Genomic DNA, 16,783 nt, shown 5'->3' on the forward strand with positions numbered 1-16,783 from the left:
CGCCGGGGTGTGTGCGGCGCTGCGGGTGCCGCGGATGTCTGAAAGCATGTGAGCGTGGCCGACGACATCTTCAACAGCGAGGCGCGGCTGTCCTGGGTGCTGGCGGGGCTCGCCGGCGTGGTGGGGGCGATCTCGTTCACCCATTCCGCGGGCTACTTCGTCGTTTTCATCACCGGCAACGCCCAGCGCGCCGTGCTGAGCTATTTCACCGGCGACGTGTGGCTTGCGGTGAGTGCCGGGCTGCTGATTGTGGCATTCGTCGGCGGCGTCGTGGTTGCGTCACTGGGCCGGCGGTTTTTGTGGGTGGACCATCCGCACGGCCCGACAGTGCTGACCACTGTCAGCCTGCTGGCGGCGACCGTGGTGGACCTCATCGACGAGGGTTGGAACGCGAATTTCCTCGACTTCGCGCCGATACTGCTGATGGCCTTCGGGACCGGAGCGCTGAACACGTCGTTCGTCAAAGACGGGGAGGTTTCCATCCCGTTGAGTTATGCGACGGGCACGACCGTCAAGATGGGCCAGGGCATCGAACGCCACATCGCCGGTGGTGGAAAAGCTTCGGACTGGCTCGGTTACTTCCTGCTGCTCGCCAGCTTTGTCCTGGGTGCCGCCGCGGGTGGCGTGATCAGCGTGCTCACGAACGGAACCTGGATGCTGGTGACCGCGACGGCGGTGTGTGCGCTGACGACCGCGTACACCTATTTCCACCAGGACCGCCGCGCCCAGCTCAACCGGTCACCCGCGAGGCAGCGGCAGCGCCGCTGACCGGCGCCGCCGCGCGCCTCTCAGGGCGTGGGTGCCGGGGCTGCGGCAGGCTCGGTGCCGGTCAGGAGCATGTGCTGGATGTCGGGCTTCATGGCAACCAGTTGCTGGTTCCAGTAGGGCCACGAGTGCGTCCCGTTCGCGGGGAAGTTGAACGTCCCGTTGGTGCCACCCGCAGCGAGGTAACTGTTCTGGAACTGCTGGTTGGTGCGAAGGGTCATACCCTCCAGGAACTTGGCCGGCATGTTGTCCCCGCCGAGGTCGCCCGGTGCGCCGTTGCCGCAGTACACCCAGATCCGGGTGTTGTTCTGCACCAGGCGCGGAATCTGGAGCATCGGGTCGTTGCGCTTCCATGCCGGGTCGTTGGACGGGCCCCACATGCTGTTGGCGCTGTAGCCGCCCGAGTCGTTCATGGCCAGCCCGATCAATGTCGGCCACCAGCCATCCGACGGGTTCAGGAAGCCCGACAGCGAGGCGGCGTAGGGGAACTGTTGGGGATAGTAGGCAGCCAGGATCAGCGCAGAGCCGCCCGACATCGACAGCCCCACCGCGGCGTTGCCGGTCGGTGAGACGTTCCGGTTGGCCTGCATCCACGCGGGCATCTCCCGAGTCAGGAAGGTCTCCCACTTGTAGGTGTAGGTCTGGCCATTGCCCTGCGACGGCTGGTACCAGTCGGAGTAGAAGCTGGACTGGCCGCCGACGGGCATGATCACCGACAGCCCGGACTGGTAGAACTCCTCGAACGCCGGGGTGTTGATGTCCCAACCGTTGTAGTCGTCCTGGGCGCGCAGACCGTCGAGTAGGTACACCGCGTGGGGACCGCCGTATTCGAATTGGACTTTGATGTTGCGGCCCATCGACGGCGACGGAACCTCCAGGTATTCGACCGGAAGGCCGGGCTTGGAGAACGCCCCCGCCGTCGCCGAGCCGCCGAGGGAACCGACGAGACCGGACAACAAAGCGGCCCCGACAGCCGCGACAGCCAGTCGGCGCGACACACCCGCCGCCGCGCCACGCACCGTTTCGACGAACTTCATGGCTCCCATCCATCCCGCCTTTGTGTCCGCCGCGAGATGCGGTCGGATCTGTTCTGGGGCGAGTGAAACACAGGACAGGGGTCCGATCGGCCTGTCGCGGCCGCGGTGCGACATCGCGGTTGGCTAACGATTGCGCATCGCGCGCGCATCCGTCTCGGGAAGGACCCGATCGGCTATCGGGAGGGTTGCGGCGTTGGCGGTCAGGCGCTTTCGGCTAACGGCGGTCGCCGAACACGGCCCAGAAAGCCTACGGGTCGAGGTAGTCGCGCTGGTGCGCGACCTTGCGCTGCACTCCACGAACTCCACCTCGTTTGGCGGCGCCGCGCCCTTGCCGTCGTCGAGCTTGTCGCGCAACCCGGTGACCACAGCGCGCCTGCCCGCGGACGAGGCGTCATGACTTGCCGGGCAGGTTCGTACAGAGGCAACCCGCAGATGGCCTCCTCGGAGAGGTCATCGTCGAAGTTCGTGTAGTTCGACGCTGGTCAGAATGCCTTTGTCGACGGTCGCGGTCATGTAGGTGCACTGCGGTTGCCGGCGGCGGTCGGTCGGCGAGCCGGGGTTGAGCAGCCGCAAGCCGGTTGTCGTCGTGCTGTCCCAGGGGATGTGGCTGTGACCGAATACCAGCACGTTGATGCCGGGGTAGAGCCGCGACATCCGGGCCTCCCTTCCGGTCGCCGCGCCGGTCTCGTGGACCACCGCGAGGTGCAGTCCGTCCAGAACCGCATCGGCGCGCTCGGGCAGCCGCGCGCGCAACTGCGGCCCGTCGTTGTTGCCCCAGCACGCCACCAGTCGGGGCGCCCGGGTTTCCAGAGCGTCGAGCAGTTCGACGCTTGTCCAGTCGCCGGCGTGGACGACGACGTCGACCGTGGAGACCTCGTCCCACACCCGGGTGGGCAGGTCGCACCCGCGCCGCGGAAGGTGGGTGTCGGCGATGAGCAGCAGTCTCACGTGCCTATCTTGCATCATTTTGCTGTTCGCTCCCGGGTTCGCTTCACGGTTGCCGGCCTACCGGATCGGGTTGCCGGCAGCCGAAGTCGAGAAGCGCCGGGCCACCGAACGGCTCCGAGGAGCCCTCGCCCGCACAGCGCCCCGTTCGGGCGCGGCCATCATCCGGCGCTATTGTTACCAACCGGACCCAAGGAGAACACCGCATGCGCACCTTCGAATCGGTAGCCGAACTCCGCGCCGCCACGGACGAGACCATCGGGCAGAGCGACTGGGTGACGATCACCCAGGACGACGTCAACCTGTTCGCCGACGCGACCGGCGATCACCAGTGGATCCACGTCGACCCCGAACGCGCGGCGGCCGGCCCGTTCGGCACCACCATCGCCCACGGGTTCATGACCCTGGCGCTGCTGCCGCGGCTGCAGCACCAGATGTACACGGTCAAAGGGATCAAGCTCGCAATCAACTACGGGCTCAACAAGGTTCGTTTTCCCGCCCCGGTCCCGGTGGGTTCCCGGGTGCGCGCGCACAGCTCACTGGTCAGCGTCGACGATCTCGGCGACGGTGCCGCCCAGGCGACAGTGTCGACCACCGTCGAGATCGAGGGCTCGCCCAAGCCGGCCTGCGTGGCCGAGAGCATCGTCCGCTACATCTCCTGACTCCCCGTCTCCTGACTCCCGCGAAACATAAACGATTGCGGCGCTTCGCGGCGTGTCGTCGCAGAGGTTTATGTGTCGCGAGGTCGATGCGCCGGCGCCGGATCAGAATTCGGCGATCGAGAGTTCCATGCGTTCGGCCAGTCGGGCCTGCGCCTCGGCGCGCCGGGTCGGGATGTGCGTGGACGGGAAAGGCGTTGTCACCGGCTGGTATTCGCGTAGCGTTCGGCGGGCCACGGTCATCTTGTGCAACTCGGTCGCCCCGTCGGCGATGCCCAGCGACTCCGCGGCGACCAGCATCTTGACGAACGGCATCTCATCGGAGACCCCGAGTGCTCCGTGCAGGTGCAGGGCCCGCTGGGCGACGTCGTGCAGCACCTGTGGCATGGCGACCTTCACCGCGGCGATGTCGCGGCGCACCTTCTGGTAGTCGTGGTGCTTGTCGATCAGCCAGGCGGTCCGCAGCACCAGCAGCCGGAACTGCTCGATCTGAATCCAACTGTCGGCGATCTTCTCCTGGGTCATCTGAAAGTCGGCGAGCCGACCGTGCCTGGTCTTGCGGGACACGGCGCGCTCGCACATCATGTCGAACGCATTGCGCGCCAACGCTATCGTGCGCATCGCGTGATGGATGCGGCCCCCGCCCAGCCTGGTTTGCGCGATCATGAAGGCCTGTCCTTCACCGCCGAGCACATGATCGCCCGGCACCCGAACGTGGTTGTAGCGGACGTAGCCATGGCTGGCACGCTCGGCCGATTCGCCACCCACCCCGACGTTGCGCACGATCTCGATGCCCGGTGTCTCGGACGGGACGATGAACAGCGACATCTTGTCGTAGGTGCGAGCCTCGGGATTGGTGACGGCCATGACGATGAAGAACGACGCGTGCTTGGCATTGGTGGAGAACCACTTCTCCCCGTTGATCACCCAGTCGTCACCGTCGCGGGTCGCGGCGGTGACGAATTGCCCGGGGTCCGAACCGCCCTCGGGTTCGGTCATCGAGTAGCAAGAGGTGATCTCGCCGTCGAGCAGTGGTTGCAGGTAGCGGGCCTTCTGCTCCTCGGTGCCGAACAGTGCCAGGATTTCGGCATTACCGGAGTCGGGCGCCTGGCAGCCGAACACCGACGGCGCCCAGCGGGAACGCCCGAGGATCTCGTTGAGCAGCGCGAGCTTGACCTGGCCGAAACCCTGGCCGCCGAGTTCTGGCCGCAGATGCGCCGCCCACAGCCCCTGGTCCTTCACCTGCTGCTGCAATGGCCGCAGGACCGCCATCGTCTCGTCGTTCTTCTTGTCGTAGGGATCCAGCGGCGCCAGATCGAGTGGTTCCAGCTCGTCGGCCATGAATTTCTCGACCCAGTTCAGCTTCGCCTGGTACTCGGGGTCTGTTTCGAAGTCCCACATCGTGGTCACCCGTTCCCCGGCGCCGCCTTGCACCGGACTCGTCGATGAAGCGCCACCAGCTTAATCGGAGGCGCTCGCCATCGGCACGGAACTATTCGCCTGGTGCAGCTTCGGTAGGACGTCGGTGCCGTGGACCGCGACGGCTCTGACGCGGTCTCCCTGGGCAGAGTGCAGAAAAGCAATCGAGTAGACATCGAGAACTTTTTGCGGGGAGGCGATGTGATGGTCGGCCCGCGCATAGCGAACTCCGGCCCGTCAAGCTATCTGGGCCTGGGCCGCGAATCGATTCGGGTGGAAATTCTTATAAGACGCGCGTTTGAATTGCATTGAACCTCGTTATCAGTTCGCAGACTGCGACCCGAATCAATGCAACATCAAGGCGGCACATTCCCTAGGCCACAAGAACTTCACAAATCACACCGAAAACAAGTCGGCGACCACTGACAGCTGATTCGTTTACGGCAGCAGATAAGTGAGTAGTGGTAGCTGGGCATTTACACCAAGCCCGTGAGCGCATCTGTAAGGATGTTGCCGGTGGCGCCGCTCGCGCCGTTGTCAGCCGAGCTTGTCCTGTCGGCGCCGTTCGCGCCCGGGAATGCGAACAGGCCCTCGGCACTGCCGCCGGTCCCGCCTGTCCCGCCGTCGACGCCGGCCCCGCCATTGCCACCGATGGCAAGTAGGCCGTCTGCGTTCCCGCCGTCTCCGCCGTCGACGGCACCCGAAGTGCCGGCACCGCCGTGGCCACCGAAACTGAACACACCGCCCGCGTTGCCGCCGGATCCGCTGGCCCCGCCGTGGCCGCCGAGGCTGAACAGGCCGTACGCGTTGCCGCCGGACTCGCCAGCCCCGCCGAGGCCGCCGAGGCTGAACAGGCCGTACGCGTTGCCGCCGGCAGCGCCCGCGGCACCGGCCCCGCCCGCGGCGGTGAACAGGCCCGCCGCGTCACCGCCATCCCCGCCGACGATCCCGGCCCCGCCGTGGCCGCCGAGGCTGAACAGGCCGGCTGCGTCACCGCCGGCGCCGCCGACGCCACTACTGCCGTCGCCGCCTTGGCCGCCCACGGATATCAGTGATGCGCCGGTGCCGCCCATCCCACCGGTGACGCCGTTCCCGCCGGTGCCGCCGATGCCGAACAAGAAGGCATCCCCGCCAGCCCCGCCGGTGCCGAGAGTGCTCGTGCCGCCGTTGCCGCCGTTGCCGAATAGGCCGGCGAGGCCGCCGACGCCACCGGTGCCGAGAGTGGTGCTTTCGCCGCCGGTGCCGCCGTTGCCGATCAGGCCGCCCGCCCCGCCGGCCCCACCGGCGACGCCAGCGACGGTGCTTTCGCCGCCGTTGCCGCCATTGCCCCAAAGCCACCCGCCATCCCCGCCTGCGGTACCGCGCCCGTCGACCGTGATTCCGGCGGCGCCGTTGGCGATCAGCGGGCGTCCGGTCTCCTGAAGGAAGAACGCATTGATCGCCGAGAGCGGGTTGGTATTGGCGGCTTCGGTGGCGCCGTAGGTGGCGGCACCGCCGTTGAGGGCCTGCACGAACTGCGCATGGAATGCCGCAGCCTGGGTGCCCAGCGAGTGGAATTGGGATCCGAACCCGGAAAACACCGAGGCGATCGCCGTCGACACCTCATCGTGGGCCGCCGCCAAAACCCCGGTCGTGGGTGCGCTCGCCGTCGTATAGGCCGAATTGATCGTCCTACCCAGGGCGGCCAAATCCGTAGCCGCGATGGTGACTTCTTCCGGAACTGTGATGACAAAAGACATCTGGCCCCCCTGATTCCAACGTTTAATCTCCCCGGTCGAACGGTAGCGCTGCGGAAGTGAGCAATCAACGAAAGTCAGGAATTCACTCGAAGTCTTAGGTTCTTCTTAAGATTCTGCGCGGCGCGTGCGTCAGGGTGCGCCGCGCCAGCCGGCTGCTCCGACGGTGATCATCCGCAGCTGTTTGACGGCGACCCGTCGGATGTCTTCGAACGCTTCGCTGCTCTGGACGTCTTCGATCGCCTCGGCGATGGCAATCATGGCGTTGACGAACAACGTTGCCAACACGTTGAGGTCCTCGGTGCTCCAGTCGTGAAGTCCCGGGAAACGCGCCAGGTCGGTCGCCAATTCGGATGTGATCAAACGGATCTCGGTCCGGATGGCGTAACGCATCACGCTCAGCCCACTGTTTCGCTCGCGGCCTATCAGGCGCCAGTGTTCGCGCCGTTCGGCGACGCTGGCGATCAGGATCTCCGCTGATGATTCGATCACCCGGTTGGGGTCGAGCTTGCCGGCGCGCGCGGCGCGCAGGGTGTCGCGCAGCGAGCGGAACGACTCGTCGATCAGCACCAGACCGAGTGCCTCCATCGATTCGAAGTGACGGTAGAAGGCGGTCGGAACGATCCCGGCCTCCCGGGTGACTTCGCGCAGGCTGAGGCTGGAAAAGTTGCGGTCCTGCTGCAACGTCAGCGCCGCGTCGATGATGGCGCGCCTGGTGGCCTCCTTGCGCTCCTCGCGCGAGCGGCTGTCGCGGGAGCGCTCGCGTCCAGAACCCCGTGACCGTGACCCGGGTGTACGGCTGTTCACTGTGTGAACCCTAACACAGCGAGGATTCCAACTCTTGACGCGCTGCTCTTGTCGGCAACATCGTGTACATATGTTCACTCAAAGCACGCACACCTCCGGTGGAACCCTCGCCCGGGCCTTCCGGACGCGGGTTCTGGGTTCCGACCTTCTGGATCTGCTCACAGGTCCGCACGGCGTCGACCGGTACACCGAGCTGGTGGCGCCGACCTGGACGCGGGGAGAAGCCCGCGCCAAGGTCGTCGACGCGCGCCGGACGACCCCGCGCAGCGTCACCCTCACGCTCGCCCCGAACGCGGCCTTCACCACCGCCCACACCGTCAAGGCCGGTCAGTACGTCAACCTCACCGTCGAGATCGAAGGCCGCCGGCACACCCGCTGCTACTCACCGGCCAACGCCGAAGGCGCGGCCAACCTCGAGTTGACCGTCGGTCGTCACGACGGCGGGCTGGTGTCGGACTATCTCTACCACCGCGCCCGCCGCGGCATGGTCGTCGGCGTGACCGGGGTCGGTGGCGACTTCGTCCTGCCGGAGCGGCGGCCGCGGCGAATCCTGTTCGTCTCCGGCGGCAGCGGCATCACGCCGGTCATGGCGATGCTGCGCTCCCTGGTCGCCGAGGGGCACCCGGGCACGCCCGGCGCCGAGGTCGCGTTCGTCCACTACGCACGCACCCCCGCGGAGGCGTGCTACCGCGACGAGCTGGCCGCGCTGCCCGGCGTCCGGGTGCTGCACGGCTACACCCGGTCCGGCGGGGGTGAGCTCACCGGCCGCTGCGGGCAGAAACACCTCGCCGCCGCCATGACGGCACCGGATGCGGTGTTCGTCTGCGGCCCGGCCGCACTGGTCGAGGCGGTTCGTGAGCACTGCGGCGACAACGTCTACGCCGAGAGCTTCGTGCCGCCGGCACTCGGGGCGCCGGCACTCGGGGCGCCGTTGGGCGGGCGAATCACATTCTCTGACAGCGCCATCGGCGTTTTCGACGACGGCCGTACATTGCTCGAGCAGGCCGAGTCGGCCGGTCTGGCGCCGGCCAGCGGATGCCGGATGGGCATCTGCCACACCTGCACCCGACGCAAGACCGCCGGCACCGTGCGCAACCTGATCACCGGCGCGGTCTCGACCGTCCCCGACGACGACGTGCAGATCTGCGTCTCCGTCCCACTCGGCGACGTCGACATCGCGCTCTAGCAACTACACACACGACCCCACGGGAGAAATGTCATGTCACAGAACACGATCACGCTGACTCCGGGGCAGGCCGAGGCCTTCGGCCGCGAACTCGACGCCATCCGGGACCGCGTCATGGCCGACCTCGGACAACAGGACGCCGACTACATCCGCCGCGTCATCAAGGTCCAGCGCGTGCTGGAGGTCGGCGGCCGCGCGTCGCTGTTCCTGCCCCCGGCCTGGCCGGTGGGCACGACGATGCTGGGCTTGTCGAAGATCCTCGACAACATGGAGATCGGCCACAACGTCATGCACGGCCAGTACGACTGGATGCGCGACCCGGCGATCTCCGGCCGCTCCTTCGAGTGGGACACCGCCTGCCCCGCCGACCAGTGGCGGCACTCGCACAACTACATGCATCACACCTACACCAACATCGTGGGCATGGACCGCGACATCGGGTACGGGATCCTGCGGATGAGCGAGGACCAGCCGTGGGAGCCCTACTTCCTGGGTAACCCGCTCTACGCGTTCCTGCTGATGGTGCTGTTCCAGTACGGCGTCGCGCTGCACGAACTGGAAAGCGAGCGCATCCGCGCCGGCGAGATCCGTCTTGCCGACAAGCGCGAGGTCCTGCGCGAGATCTGGCGCAAGACCCGCCGCCAGACACTCAAGGACTACGTCGCCTTCCCGCTGCTGGCCGGGCCGTTCGCGCCGTTCGTGTTCGCGGGCAACCTCTCGGCGAACCTGATGCGCAATGTCTGGTCGTACATGATCATCTTCTGCGGCCATTTCCCGGACGGCACGCAGGAATTCACCGTCGAGGAGACCAAGGACGAGTCCCGCGGCATGTGGTATCTCCGCCAGGTCCTCGGCTCGGCGAACCTGACCGGCGGTACGCTCTTCCACCTGCTGTCGGGCAACCTGTCGCACCAGATCGAGCACCACCTGTTCCCGGACATGCCGGCGCGCCGCTACCCCCAGATCGCGCCGGAGGTGCAGGAGATCTGCCAGCGCTACGGCGTCCCGTACAACCGCGGACCGCTGCTGCGCCAGTTCGGGACCGTCGTGCGCAAGATCGTCAAGCTCACCGTGCCGGACTCGGTGCTGGGGAACGACCGGGCCCGCACGCCGGCCGAGCGGGTCCCGGTCGCGGCGTGACCGGCCGTCGAGCCTGCACTCACCGCGTGCCCGCCCGGTAACGGATAGCACTGGGCGCGGCCTCGATTCGGTCCGCGGGCCCCCATTCGGCTGCTGCCGGGGGACAATGGTCGGCATGGAATGGACCGGCGCGCGGTACGCGGACCGACCGACGGTGGAGGCGTCGACGTGGATCGACGCCACCCCGGCCCGCGTCTGGAGCCTGGTCTGCGACATCAATCTGATGCCGACACTGAGCGACGAGCTGCAGTCGGTGGAGTGGGCCGAGGGCGCCGACGGCCCGCGCGTCGGTGCCCGCTTCGCCGGCCACAACGAACACCAGGCATTCGGGCGCTGGACCAGCACGTCGGCGATCGTGTCCTGCGACGAGCCGCACGAATTCGCCTGGGCGGTCGGCGAACCCGATGCTCCGGCGGCCACTTGGCGATTCCGGCTGACCCCGCGCGACGGCGGGACCTTGCTGCACTACTGGGCGCAGCTGGGGCCCGGGCGCTCGGGTCTGTCGCTCGCGATCGAGTCGATGCCCGACAAGGAGCAGAAGATCGTCTTCGTGCGGCTGCGGGAGTTCGAGGCTTCGATCAACAAGACGCTGTCGGCGATCAAGAGGCTGGCCGAGCACGGGGTGCGGTGACGTGATGCGGACCGCGACGACGGTCGAGCTGTCCGGTGCCGCTGATGAGGTCGCCGACGTCGCCGCGTTCGCCGTCGAGGCGGAGAAGCTGGGTGCGGACGTGTGCTGGGTCGCCGAGGCGTGGGGCGCTGACGCGGCGTCGGCGCTGAGCTACCTGGCCGCCCGCACCGACCACATGCTGCTGGGCTCCGGTGTGCTGCAGGCGGGGACCCGCTCGCCGGTTCTTCTCGCCCGGACTGCGATCACGCTGTCGAACCTGTCGGGCGGGCGGTTCCTGCTCGGGCTGGGCGCGTCCGGCCCGCAGGTGATCGAGGGCCTGCACGGTGTCGCGTTCGGCCGGCCGCTGGCCCGCATCGCCGAGACCGTCGACATCGTGCGACAGTGGTTCGCGGGTGGCAAGATCGCCTACGCCGGCAGCGAGTTTCAGATCCCGCGCCCCGGCGGTGAGGCGGTGCCGATGCGGTTGTCGACGCGGGCCGAACACGCCATCGGGGTTTACCTGGCCGCGCTGTCACCGGCGATGCTGCGGTTGACGGGCCGGGTCGCCGACGGCTGGCTGGGCACCAGCTTCGTCTCGGAGGGCGCGTCGGGCGCCTTGGATGCCGCAGCGCGGCACGCCCAGGCCAGCGCCGACACCGGCCTGCACGACTTCGGCCTCGACGACTACCGCGAGCGCGTCGACGTCTACCTGGCGGCGCTGCGCGACCTCGACGGCCTGCACGAGGCGGGCGTCGTCAACTTCTCCAGCCAGCTGCTGCAGCTGCTCAAGAACCGGCTGCTGCTGGCCGACCTGCTGCGCCGAGACCCCGAGATCGACGACATCGACCTGCAGCCGCCGGTGGTGATCGCCGGGCTGCCCCGCACCGGCACCACCCACCTGCACAACGTGCTGGCGGCGGCGCCCACCTTCCGTACCAGTGCCGTACTGGGAGAGCATCGAACCGTTCCCCCTGCCGTCCGAAGCCGGTGCGGAGCCGGATCCGCGGCGCGCCCGGATGGATGTCGCCGTGGCGCCGATCAACACCGTGATGCCGCATTTCGCACTCATGCACGAGATGACCACCGACCACGTGCACGAAGAGATCCAGCTGCTGGCCAACGACTTCTCGACGATGTTGTTCGAGACGCTCGCCGAGGTGCCGCGCTGGCGCGAGTACTACCTGACCCACGACCAGACCCCGCACTACCGGTATCTGGCGGTATCTGGCCACCCAGCTGCGGGCGATGCAGTTCCTGTGCGGCGGGCGGCGCTGGCTGCTCAAGTCGCCGCAGCACCTCGAGCAGGTGCCGGTGCTGGACCGGGTCTTTCCCGACAGCATCGTGGTGTTCACCCACCGCGACCCGGTTCTGTTGTCGATGATCGCGATGATCACCCATTCCGCGCGGATGCATCGCTCGCCGGTGCCGGTGCAGCGGATCGCGGCCTCGTGGGTCGACCGGCTCGAGCGGTTGCTGACCGCGTTGGTGCGCGATCGCGAAACCGTCGGCCCGGACCGTTCCGTCGACGTCCGCTTCGACGACTTCGTGGCCGACGAACTCGGTGTCGCCGAGCGGGTCTACGCCCTGGCCGGCGAGCCGTGCACTTGGGAGGCGCGCGGCGATCGCCGGCTACCTCGACGGGCACCGGCGGGGCCGGTTGGGCACCGTCGAGACGTCCGCGGAGATGTTCGGGCTCGACGAGGACGATCTGCGGGCGCGCTTCGCGCCGCACGTCGAGCGGTTCCTGGCGTAGCCGCTACGGTCGCCAGGGCCGGCTGCGCACGTTTATGCGCACGTTTATGAGCGACGAAACATAAACCACTGCGCCGGGTTTCGGCGTGTCGTGTGTGTGGTTTATGTGTCGCGAAGGGTGGCGGAGAGCCGCGGCGTCACTCGACGCCGATCGTGACCTCGGTGGACTTGATGAACACCGTCGCGGGCTGGCCGACCGCGAGGCCGAGGTCGGTGGCGGCGTCCTTGGTCACCGACGACGTGACGATCTGCTCCCCGCCGTCGAGTTTGACTTTCACGATCGCCATCACGCTGCCGAGGTTGACCTCGGCGATGGTGCCTTGGAGCTGGTTCCGGGTCGATAACCGCATGGCGGGCCTCCAGGGGGATGAGGGGACTGCGCCCAGCTTAGCGGGCCAGTCGTCTCAGCCGCGTGGACCGAGCAGGGCTATGGACGCGTCGACGGCGGGCTCGACGACATCGCGGACCGGCCGCCCGTCCTCCATCGCCAGGGCGGTCAGTTCGCGCAGCCCGCCCAACAGGATCACGGCCAGCGACCCGGTCAGCGGCGGCAGGTCGGCGCGGCGGAACCCCGGGCTGGCGCTGAGGTCGATCAGCAGGTCGGAGAGCAGTTGAATTCCGCGGCGCTGCACGGGCCGGGCGATCGCCCCGAGGGACGGCAGCTCGCGGATCCAACTCAAGGTGAGGGCGGGCCGGGACTCGATGTGTGCGGCGTAGGCCTCGACGGCCTGGCGGATCTGCAGATGCCAGTCGGCCTCGGGGTCGACGCCCGCGGCGATGCCGTGCCCGAGCCTCTCGTTCTCGACCTGCAGCAGTTCCAGGAAGCAGGCTTCCTTGCTGGTGAACCGGTCGTAGAACGTGCGTTTGGACGTGCGGGCGTTGCGGACGATGTCGGCGACGGTGCTGGCGCGGTAGCCGCGCTCGTCGATCGAGGCGGCGAGGCCCTCGAGCAGCCGCAGCCGGAAGGGATCGGCCCGCGCCCGCGGGTCGGGTACCGCGTGGCCGGCCACCGCCGTCAATGCTGAGGTCACGGCCGGCGCCCCTTTCGGTGAGTGCGACACCCTTGTCAGGAAGTGGTACCACAAAGTACCGTCACCGGAAAGACCTGCGGTACATGGCGGTACCACCCCGCGGGGGTAAGCCAGGGTTGGGAGCAGCGCATGAGCGAAGTGGTCACCGAAGCATCCCCGGCCGTGCGGCTACCTCCGGCGACGCGCCTGCCGGCGATGGTGCAGGCCCTGGCGTTCGCCACGTGCCGGCGGCCGATGATCAACCGACTGACGCGCCGGTACGGCCGGGTCTTCACGGTGCCCATCCCGATCTACGGCCGCCCGGTGGTGGTGAGCGATCCGCAGCTGGCCAAGCAGGTCTTCACCACCAGCCCCGAGGTGCTCGGCAACATCCAGCCGAACCTGAGCCGGCTGTTCGGTTCCGGATCGGTGTTCGCGCTCGAAGGCGACGACCACCGGCAGCGGCGGCGGCTTTTGGCGCCGCCGTTCCACGGCAAGAGCATGAAGAACTACGAGAGCATCATCGAAGAAGAGACGCTGCGCGAGATCGCGGACTGGCCGCAGCGTGCGCCGTTCGCGACGCTGCCCGCGATGATGCGGATCACCCTCAACGCCATTTTGCGCGCGGTGTTCGGGGCCGAGGGCGCCGAACTCGACGAGCTGCGCCGGCTCATCCCGCCGTGGGTCACGCTGGGCTCGCGGTTGGCGGCGCTGCCGAAACCCCGACGCACCTATGGCCGTTACAGCCCGTGGGGGCGGCTGCGGGAGTGGCGCCGCCGCTACGACGTGATCATCGACAGACTGATCGACGCCGAGCGCGCGGACCCGAACTTCGCTGAGCGGACCGACGTGCTCGCGCTGCTGCTGCGCAGCACCTACGAGGACGGCTCGGTCATGTCGCGCAAGGACATCGCCGACGAGCTGCTCACGCTGCTGGCTGCCGGGCACGAGACGACCGCGGCCACGCTGGGCTGGGCGTTCGAGCGGTTGAGCCGGCACCCCGACGTGCTGCGGGCGCTGGTCGAGGAAGCCGACGCCGGCGGCCACGAGCTGCGCCAGGCCGCGATCCTCGAGGTGCAGCGGGTCCGCACCGTCATCGACTTCGCCGCCCGCCGCGTTTACCCGCCGACCTACCAGCTCGGCGAATGGGTTATCCCGCAGGGAAACTCGATTCTGGTGTGCATTTCGCAGATCCACGGCAATCCCGAGGTGTTCCCCGACCCCGAGCGCTTCGACCCGCAGCGGTATCTGGGCAACAAGCCGCCGGCAGCCGCCTGGATCCCGTTCGGGGGCGGCACCCGCCGGTGCGTGGGTGCCGCGTTCGCCAACATGGAGATGGACGTGGTGCTGCGAACGGCGTTGCGTCACTTCACTGTCGAGACGACGACCGCACCCGGGGAGCGCTGGCACTCGCGCGGTGTCGCGTTCACGCCGAAGGACGGCGGGCGGGTGGTGGTGCACCGGCGCTGAGCGTGGCGCCAGCCGATGGACCTACCGGTCGGCGGTGGCCCGGCGCGGCAGCGTCCAGCCGGGGCGCACGTAGTGGCAGGTGTAGCCGTGCGGGTAGCGCTGCAGGTAGTCCTGGTGCTCGGGCTCGGCCTCCCAGAAGTCGCCGGCCGGGCTGACCTCGGTGACGACCTTGCCCGGCCACAGGCCCGAGGCATCGACGTCGGCGATGGTCTCCTGCGCGATCCGCTGCTGCTCGTCGTCGAGGTAGAAGATGGCCGAGCGGTAGCTGGGGCCCAGGTCGTTGCCCTGGCGGTTCTTCGTTGTGGGGTCGTGGATCTGGAAGAAGAACTCCAGGATGGTGCGGTAGTCGGTGACGGCGGGGTCGTAGACGATCTCGATCGCCTCGGCGTGGGTGCCGTGGTTGCGGTAGGTGGCGTTGGCGACGTCGCCGCCGGTGTAACCGACGCGGGTGGAGACGACGCCGGGCTGCTTGCGGATCAGGTCCTGCATGCCCCAGAAGCAGCCGCCGGCGAGTATCGCCCTTTCGGTCGCCATAGCTTGTCCTCCTTGGGCTTGCGCTCCTCGGGAACCGATAACCTTGCCCAGGTTACACTCCGGCGATGACGTGCAACGGCGCGAAGAAGCCTTCGTGACCACGCGTGAATTCTCCCGGGCCGAGCTGTCGGCCGCCTTCGACACGTTCGAGGCGAGGGTCGCCCGCGCCGCCGAGACGCGGGACTGGGACGCCTGGGTCGAGCAGTACACCCCCGACGTGGACTACATCGAGCACGCGATGGGCACCATGCGCGGCCGCGACGAGGTCCGCACCTGGATCCAGCGGACGATGACCACGTTCCCGGGCAGCCACATGGTCGCGTTCCCCTCGCTGTGGTCGGTCGTCGACGAGTCGACGGGCCGGGTCATCTGCGAGCTGGACAACCCGATGCGCGACCCCGGCGACGGGACCGTCATCAGCGCCACCAACATCTCCATCGTCACCTACGCCGGCGACGGCCAGTGGTGCCGTCAGGAAGACATCTACAACCCGCTGCGCTTCCTGAAGGCCGGCATGACGTGGTGCCGCAAGGCGCAGGCCCTGGGCACCCTCGACGAGGACGCCGCGCGCTGGATGCGGCAGAACGCAGACCGCCGGTGAGCGCCAAACCGAAGCTGGTGATCGGCGCCAACGGCTTCCTGGGCTCCCATGTCACCCGCCTGCTCGTCGCCGAGGGCAACGATGTCCGGGCGATGGTGCGCCCGAACGCCAACACCCGCGCCATCGACAACCTCGAGCTCACCCGCTTTCACGGCGACGTGTTCGACACCGCGACGCTGCAGCAGGCCATGGACGGCGTCGACGACGTCTACCACTGCGTCGTCGACACCCGCGCGTGGCTGCGCGACCCCTCACCGCTGTTTCATACCAACGTCGAAGGACTGCGCAACGTCCTCGACGTCGCCGCCACAGCCGACCTGCGCAGGTTCGTCTTCACCAGCACCTACGCGACGGTGGGCCGGCGCCACGGGCACGTGGCCACCGAGGACGACGTGATCGCCGCGCGGGGTCTGACGCCCTACGTCCAGTCCCGCGTGCAGGCCGAGGACCTGGTGATGAGCTATGTCGCTGAGGCCGGGCTACCCGCGGTGGCGATGTGCGTCTCGACGACCTACGGCAGCGGCGACTGGGGCCGCACCCCGCACGGCGCGTTCATCGCGGGCGCGGTGTTCGGCAAGCTGCCCTTCCTGATGAACGGCATCGCGCTCGAGGTCGTCGGTGTCGACGACGCCGCGGCGGCCATGATCCTGGCCGCCGGACGCGGTCGCATCGGCGAGCGCTACCTGATCTCGGAGAAGATGATCGCGCTCGACGACGTCGTGCGGATCGCCGCCGACGAGGCCGGGGTGCCGCCGCCGCGGCGCTCGGTGTCGGTGCCCGTGCTCTACGCGATGGCCGCGCTGGGCAGCCTGCGGGCCCGGCTCAGCGGCAAGGACGCCGAGCTCAGCCTCGCCTCGGTGCGCATGATGCGCGCCGAGGCCCCCGTCGACAGCGGCAAGGCGAAGCGCGAACTGGGTTGGCAGCCGCGCCCGGTCGAGGAGTCGATCCGGGAGGCCGCGCGGTTCTGGGCGGCGATGCGCACGCCGAAGAACCAGAGCACCACCGCCCCGCACGACTAGTGGTCTCGCCCGTAAGTTCGTCGGGGGTTGTTACCAGACGCCGCGGGTGCCGAGTCTGCGCTGGCGGCGTCGAGACTGTGCTCAGCGCTACTT

At 68.2% G+C, this 16,783-nt stretch carries 18 protein-coding genes and 2 pseudogenes; 12 read left to right on the top strand and 8 right to left on the bottom strand.

Annotated elements, in window-relative coordinates; all coding sequences use genetic code 11:
• Positions 1-54 precede the first annotated feature (54 nt).
• Positions 55-768 carry a YoaK family protein gene (locus ACOJVU_RS20985; protein WP_421531550.1) on the top strand — a complete coding sequence of 238 codons (714 nt, stop codon included), beginning with the start codon at positions 55-57 and terminating at the stop codon, positions 766-768.
• 20 nt (positions 769-788) lie between these two features.
• Here the strand turns inward: ACOJVU_RS20985 and ag85C are convergent, their stop codons facing one another.
• A complete protein-coding gene (gene ag85C, locus ACOJVU_RS20990) occupies positions 789-1,802 on the bottom strand; it encodes a diacylglycerol acyltransferase/mycolyltransferase Ag85C (RefSeq protein WP_421531551.1) in 1,014 nt (337 codons plus the stop codon).
• A gap of 450 nt (positions 1,803-2,252) precedes the next feature.
• Complete coding sequence (locus ACOJVU_RS20995; protein WP_421531552.1) at positions 2,253-2,750, bottom strand: metallophosphoesterase family protein; 498 nt, start codon at positions 2,748-2,750, stop codon at positions 2,253-2,255.
• A 203-nt stretch (positions 2,751-2,953) separates the two neighbouring features.
• On the opposite strand from ACOJVU_RS20995, the gene ACOJVU_RS21000 reads away from it, so the two are divergent.
• The gene (locus ACOJVU_RS21000) at positions 2,954-3,409 is read left to right on the top strand and encodes a MaoC family dehydratase (protein ID WP_421531553.1); all 456 of its coding nucleotides are present in this window, start codon (positions 2,954-2,956) and stop codon (positions 3,407-3,409) included.
• A 102-nt stretch (positions 3,410-3,511) separates the two neighbouring features.
• Here ACOJVU_RS21000 and ACOJVU_RS21005 read toward each other — a convergent pair whose 3' ends face one another.
• From ACOJVU_RS21005 to ACOJVU_RS21015, 3 genes are all read right to left on the bottom strand, one after another.
• Positions 3,512-4,807, bottom strand: a complete 1,296-nt coding sequence (locus tag ACOJVU_RS21005; protein ID WP_421531566.1) for an acyl-CoA dehydrogenase family protein — start codon at positions 4,805-4,807, stop codon at positions 3,512-3,514.
• Positions 4,808-5,301: 494 nt separating this feature from the next.
• Complete coding sequence (locus ACOJVU_RS21010; protein ID WP_421531554.1) at positions 5,302-6,564, bottom strand: PE family protein; 1,263 nt, start codon at positions 6,562-6,564, stop codon at positions 5,302-5,304.
• A gap of 129 nt (positions 6,565-6,693) precedes the next feature.
• On the bottom strand, positions 6,694-7,368 hold the full coding sequence (locus ACOJVU_RS21015) for a TetR family transcriptional regulator (RefSeq protein ID WP_421531555.1): 675 nt from the start codon (positions 7,366-7,368) through the stop codon (positions 6,694-6,696).
• 70 nt (positions 7,369-7,438) lie between these two features.
• Between ACOJVU_RS21015 and ACOJVU_RS21020 the strand changes: the two genes are divergently transcribed.
• The 7 genes and pseudogenes from ACOJVU_RS21020 (at position 7,439) to ACOJVU_RS21050 (ending at position 12,057) form a co-directional block, all read left to right on the top strand.
• Entirely contained in the window at positions 7,439-8,554 is a 1,116-nt protein-coding gene (locus tag ACOJVU_RS21020; RefSeq protein ID WP_421531556.1) for a flavin reductase family protein, read from the top strand.
• A 33-nt stretch (positions 8,555-8,587) separates the two neighbouring features.
• A complete protein-coding gene (locus ACOJVU_RS21025) occupies positions 8,588-9,694 on the top strand; it encodes a fatty acid desaturase family protein (protein WP_421531557.1) in 1,107 nt (368 codons plus the stop codon).
• Between the two features lie 115 nt (positions 9,695-9,809).
• A complete protein-coding gene (locus ACOJVU_RS21030; RefSeq protein WP_421531558.1) occupies positions 9,810-10,325 on the top strand; it encodes an SRPBCC family protein in 516 nt (171 codons plus the stop codon).
• A gap of 4 nt (positions 10,326-10,329) precedes the next feature.
• Positions 10,330-10,959 (top strand): annotated as a pseudogene (locus ACOJVU_RS21035) (LLM class flavin-dependent oxidoreductase); the annotation flags it as partial.
• A gap of 207 nt (positions 10,960-11,166) precedes the next feature.
• Positions 11,167-11,685 (top strand): sulfotransferase, encoded by a 519-nt coding sequence (locus ACOJVU_RS21040; RefSeq protein WP_421531567.1) that lies wholly within the window; start codon positions 11,167-11,169, stop codon positions 11,683-11,685.
• A pseudogene (locus tag ACOJVU_RS21045) lies at positions 11,580-11,843 on the top strand (sulfotransferase); the annotation flags it as partial. The gene ACOJVU_RS21040 and the pseudogene ACOJVU_RS21045, both read left to right, overlap by 106 nt.
• 22 nt (positions 11,844-11,865) lie before the next feature.
• Positions 11,866-12,057, top strand: a complete 192-nt coding sequence (locus ACOJVU_RS21050) for a hypothetical protein (protein WP_421531569.1) — start codon at positions 11,866-11,868, stop codon at positions 12,055-12,057.
• A 136-nt stretch (positions 12,058-12,193) separates the two neighbouring features.
• On the opposite strand, the gene ACOJVU_RS21055 is transcribed toward ACOJVU_RS21050, so the two are convergent.
• Together ACOJVU_RS21055 and ACOJVU_RS21060 are read right to left on the bottom strand one after the other, a co-directional pair.
• Positions 12,194-12,406, bottom strand: a complete 213-nt coding sequence (locus tag ACOJVU_RS21055; RefSeq protein WP_421531559.1) for a TOBE domain-containing protein — start codon at positions 12,404-12,406, stop codon at positions 12,194-12,196.
• A gap of 54 nt (positions 12,407-12,460) precedes the next feature.
• Complete coding sequence (locus ACOJVU_RS21060; protein WP_421531568.1) at positions 12,461-13,075, bottom strand: TetR/AcrR family transcriptional regulator; 615 nt, start codon at positions 13,073-13,075, stop codon at positions 12,461-12,463.
• Positions 13,076-13,216: 141 nt separating this feature from the next.
• On the opposite strand from ACOJVU_RS21060, the gene ACOJVU_RS21065 reads away from it, so the two are divergent.
• Positions 13,217-14,536, top strand: a complete 1,320-nt coding sequence (locus tag ACOJVU_RS21065) for a cytochrome P450 (protein WP_421531560.1) — start codon at positions 13,217-13,219, stop codon at positions 14,534-14,536.
• Between the two features lie 21 nt (positions 14,537-14,557).
• On the opposite strand, the gene msrA is transcribed toward ACOJVU_RS21065, so the two are convergent.
• Positions 14,558-15,070, bottom strand: a complete 513-nt coding sequence (gene msrA, locus ACOJVU_RS21070; protein WP_421531561.1) for a peptide-methionine (S)-S-oxide reductase MsrA — start codon at positions 15,068-15,070, stop codon at positions 14,558-14,560.
• Positions 15,071-15,164: 94 nt separating this feature from the next.
• On the opposite strand from msrA, the gene ACOJVU_RS21075 reads away from it, so the two are divergent.
• Both ACOJVU_RS21075 and ACOJVU_RS21080 read left to right on the top strand, forming a co-directional pair.
• On the top strand, positions 15,165-15,671 hold the full coding sequence (locus ACOJVU_RS21075; protein ID WP_421531562.1) for a nuclear transport factor 2 family protein: 507 nt from the start codon (positions 15,165-15,167) through the stop codon (positions 15,669-15,671).
• The gene (locus tag ACOJVU_RS21080; RefSeq protein ID WP_421531563.1) at positions 15,668-16,690 is read left to right on the top strand and encodes an NAD-dependent epimerase/dehydratase family protein; all 1,023 of its coding nucleotides are present in this window, start codon (positions 15,668-15,670) and stop codon (positions 16,688-16,690) included. The genes ACOJVU_RS21075 and ACOJVU_RS21080 overlap by 4 nt, the downstream gene beginning before the upstream one ends.
• Positions 16,691-16,783: the final 93 nt, after the last annotated feature.

The organism is Mycobacterium sp. THU-M104, from assembly GCF_049197365.1.
In the GTDB taxonomy this organism is placed as follows: Bacteria; Actinomycetota; Actinomycetes; order Mycobacteriales; family Mycobacteriaceae; genus Mycobacterium.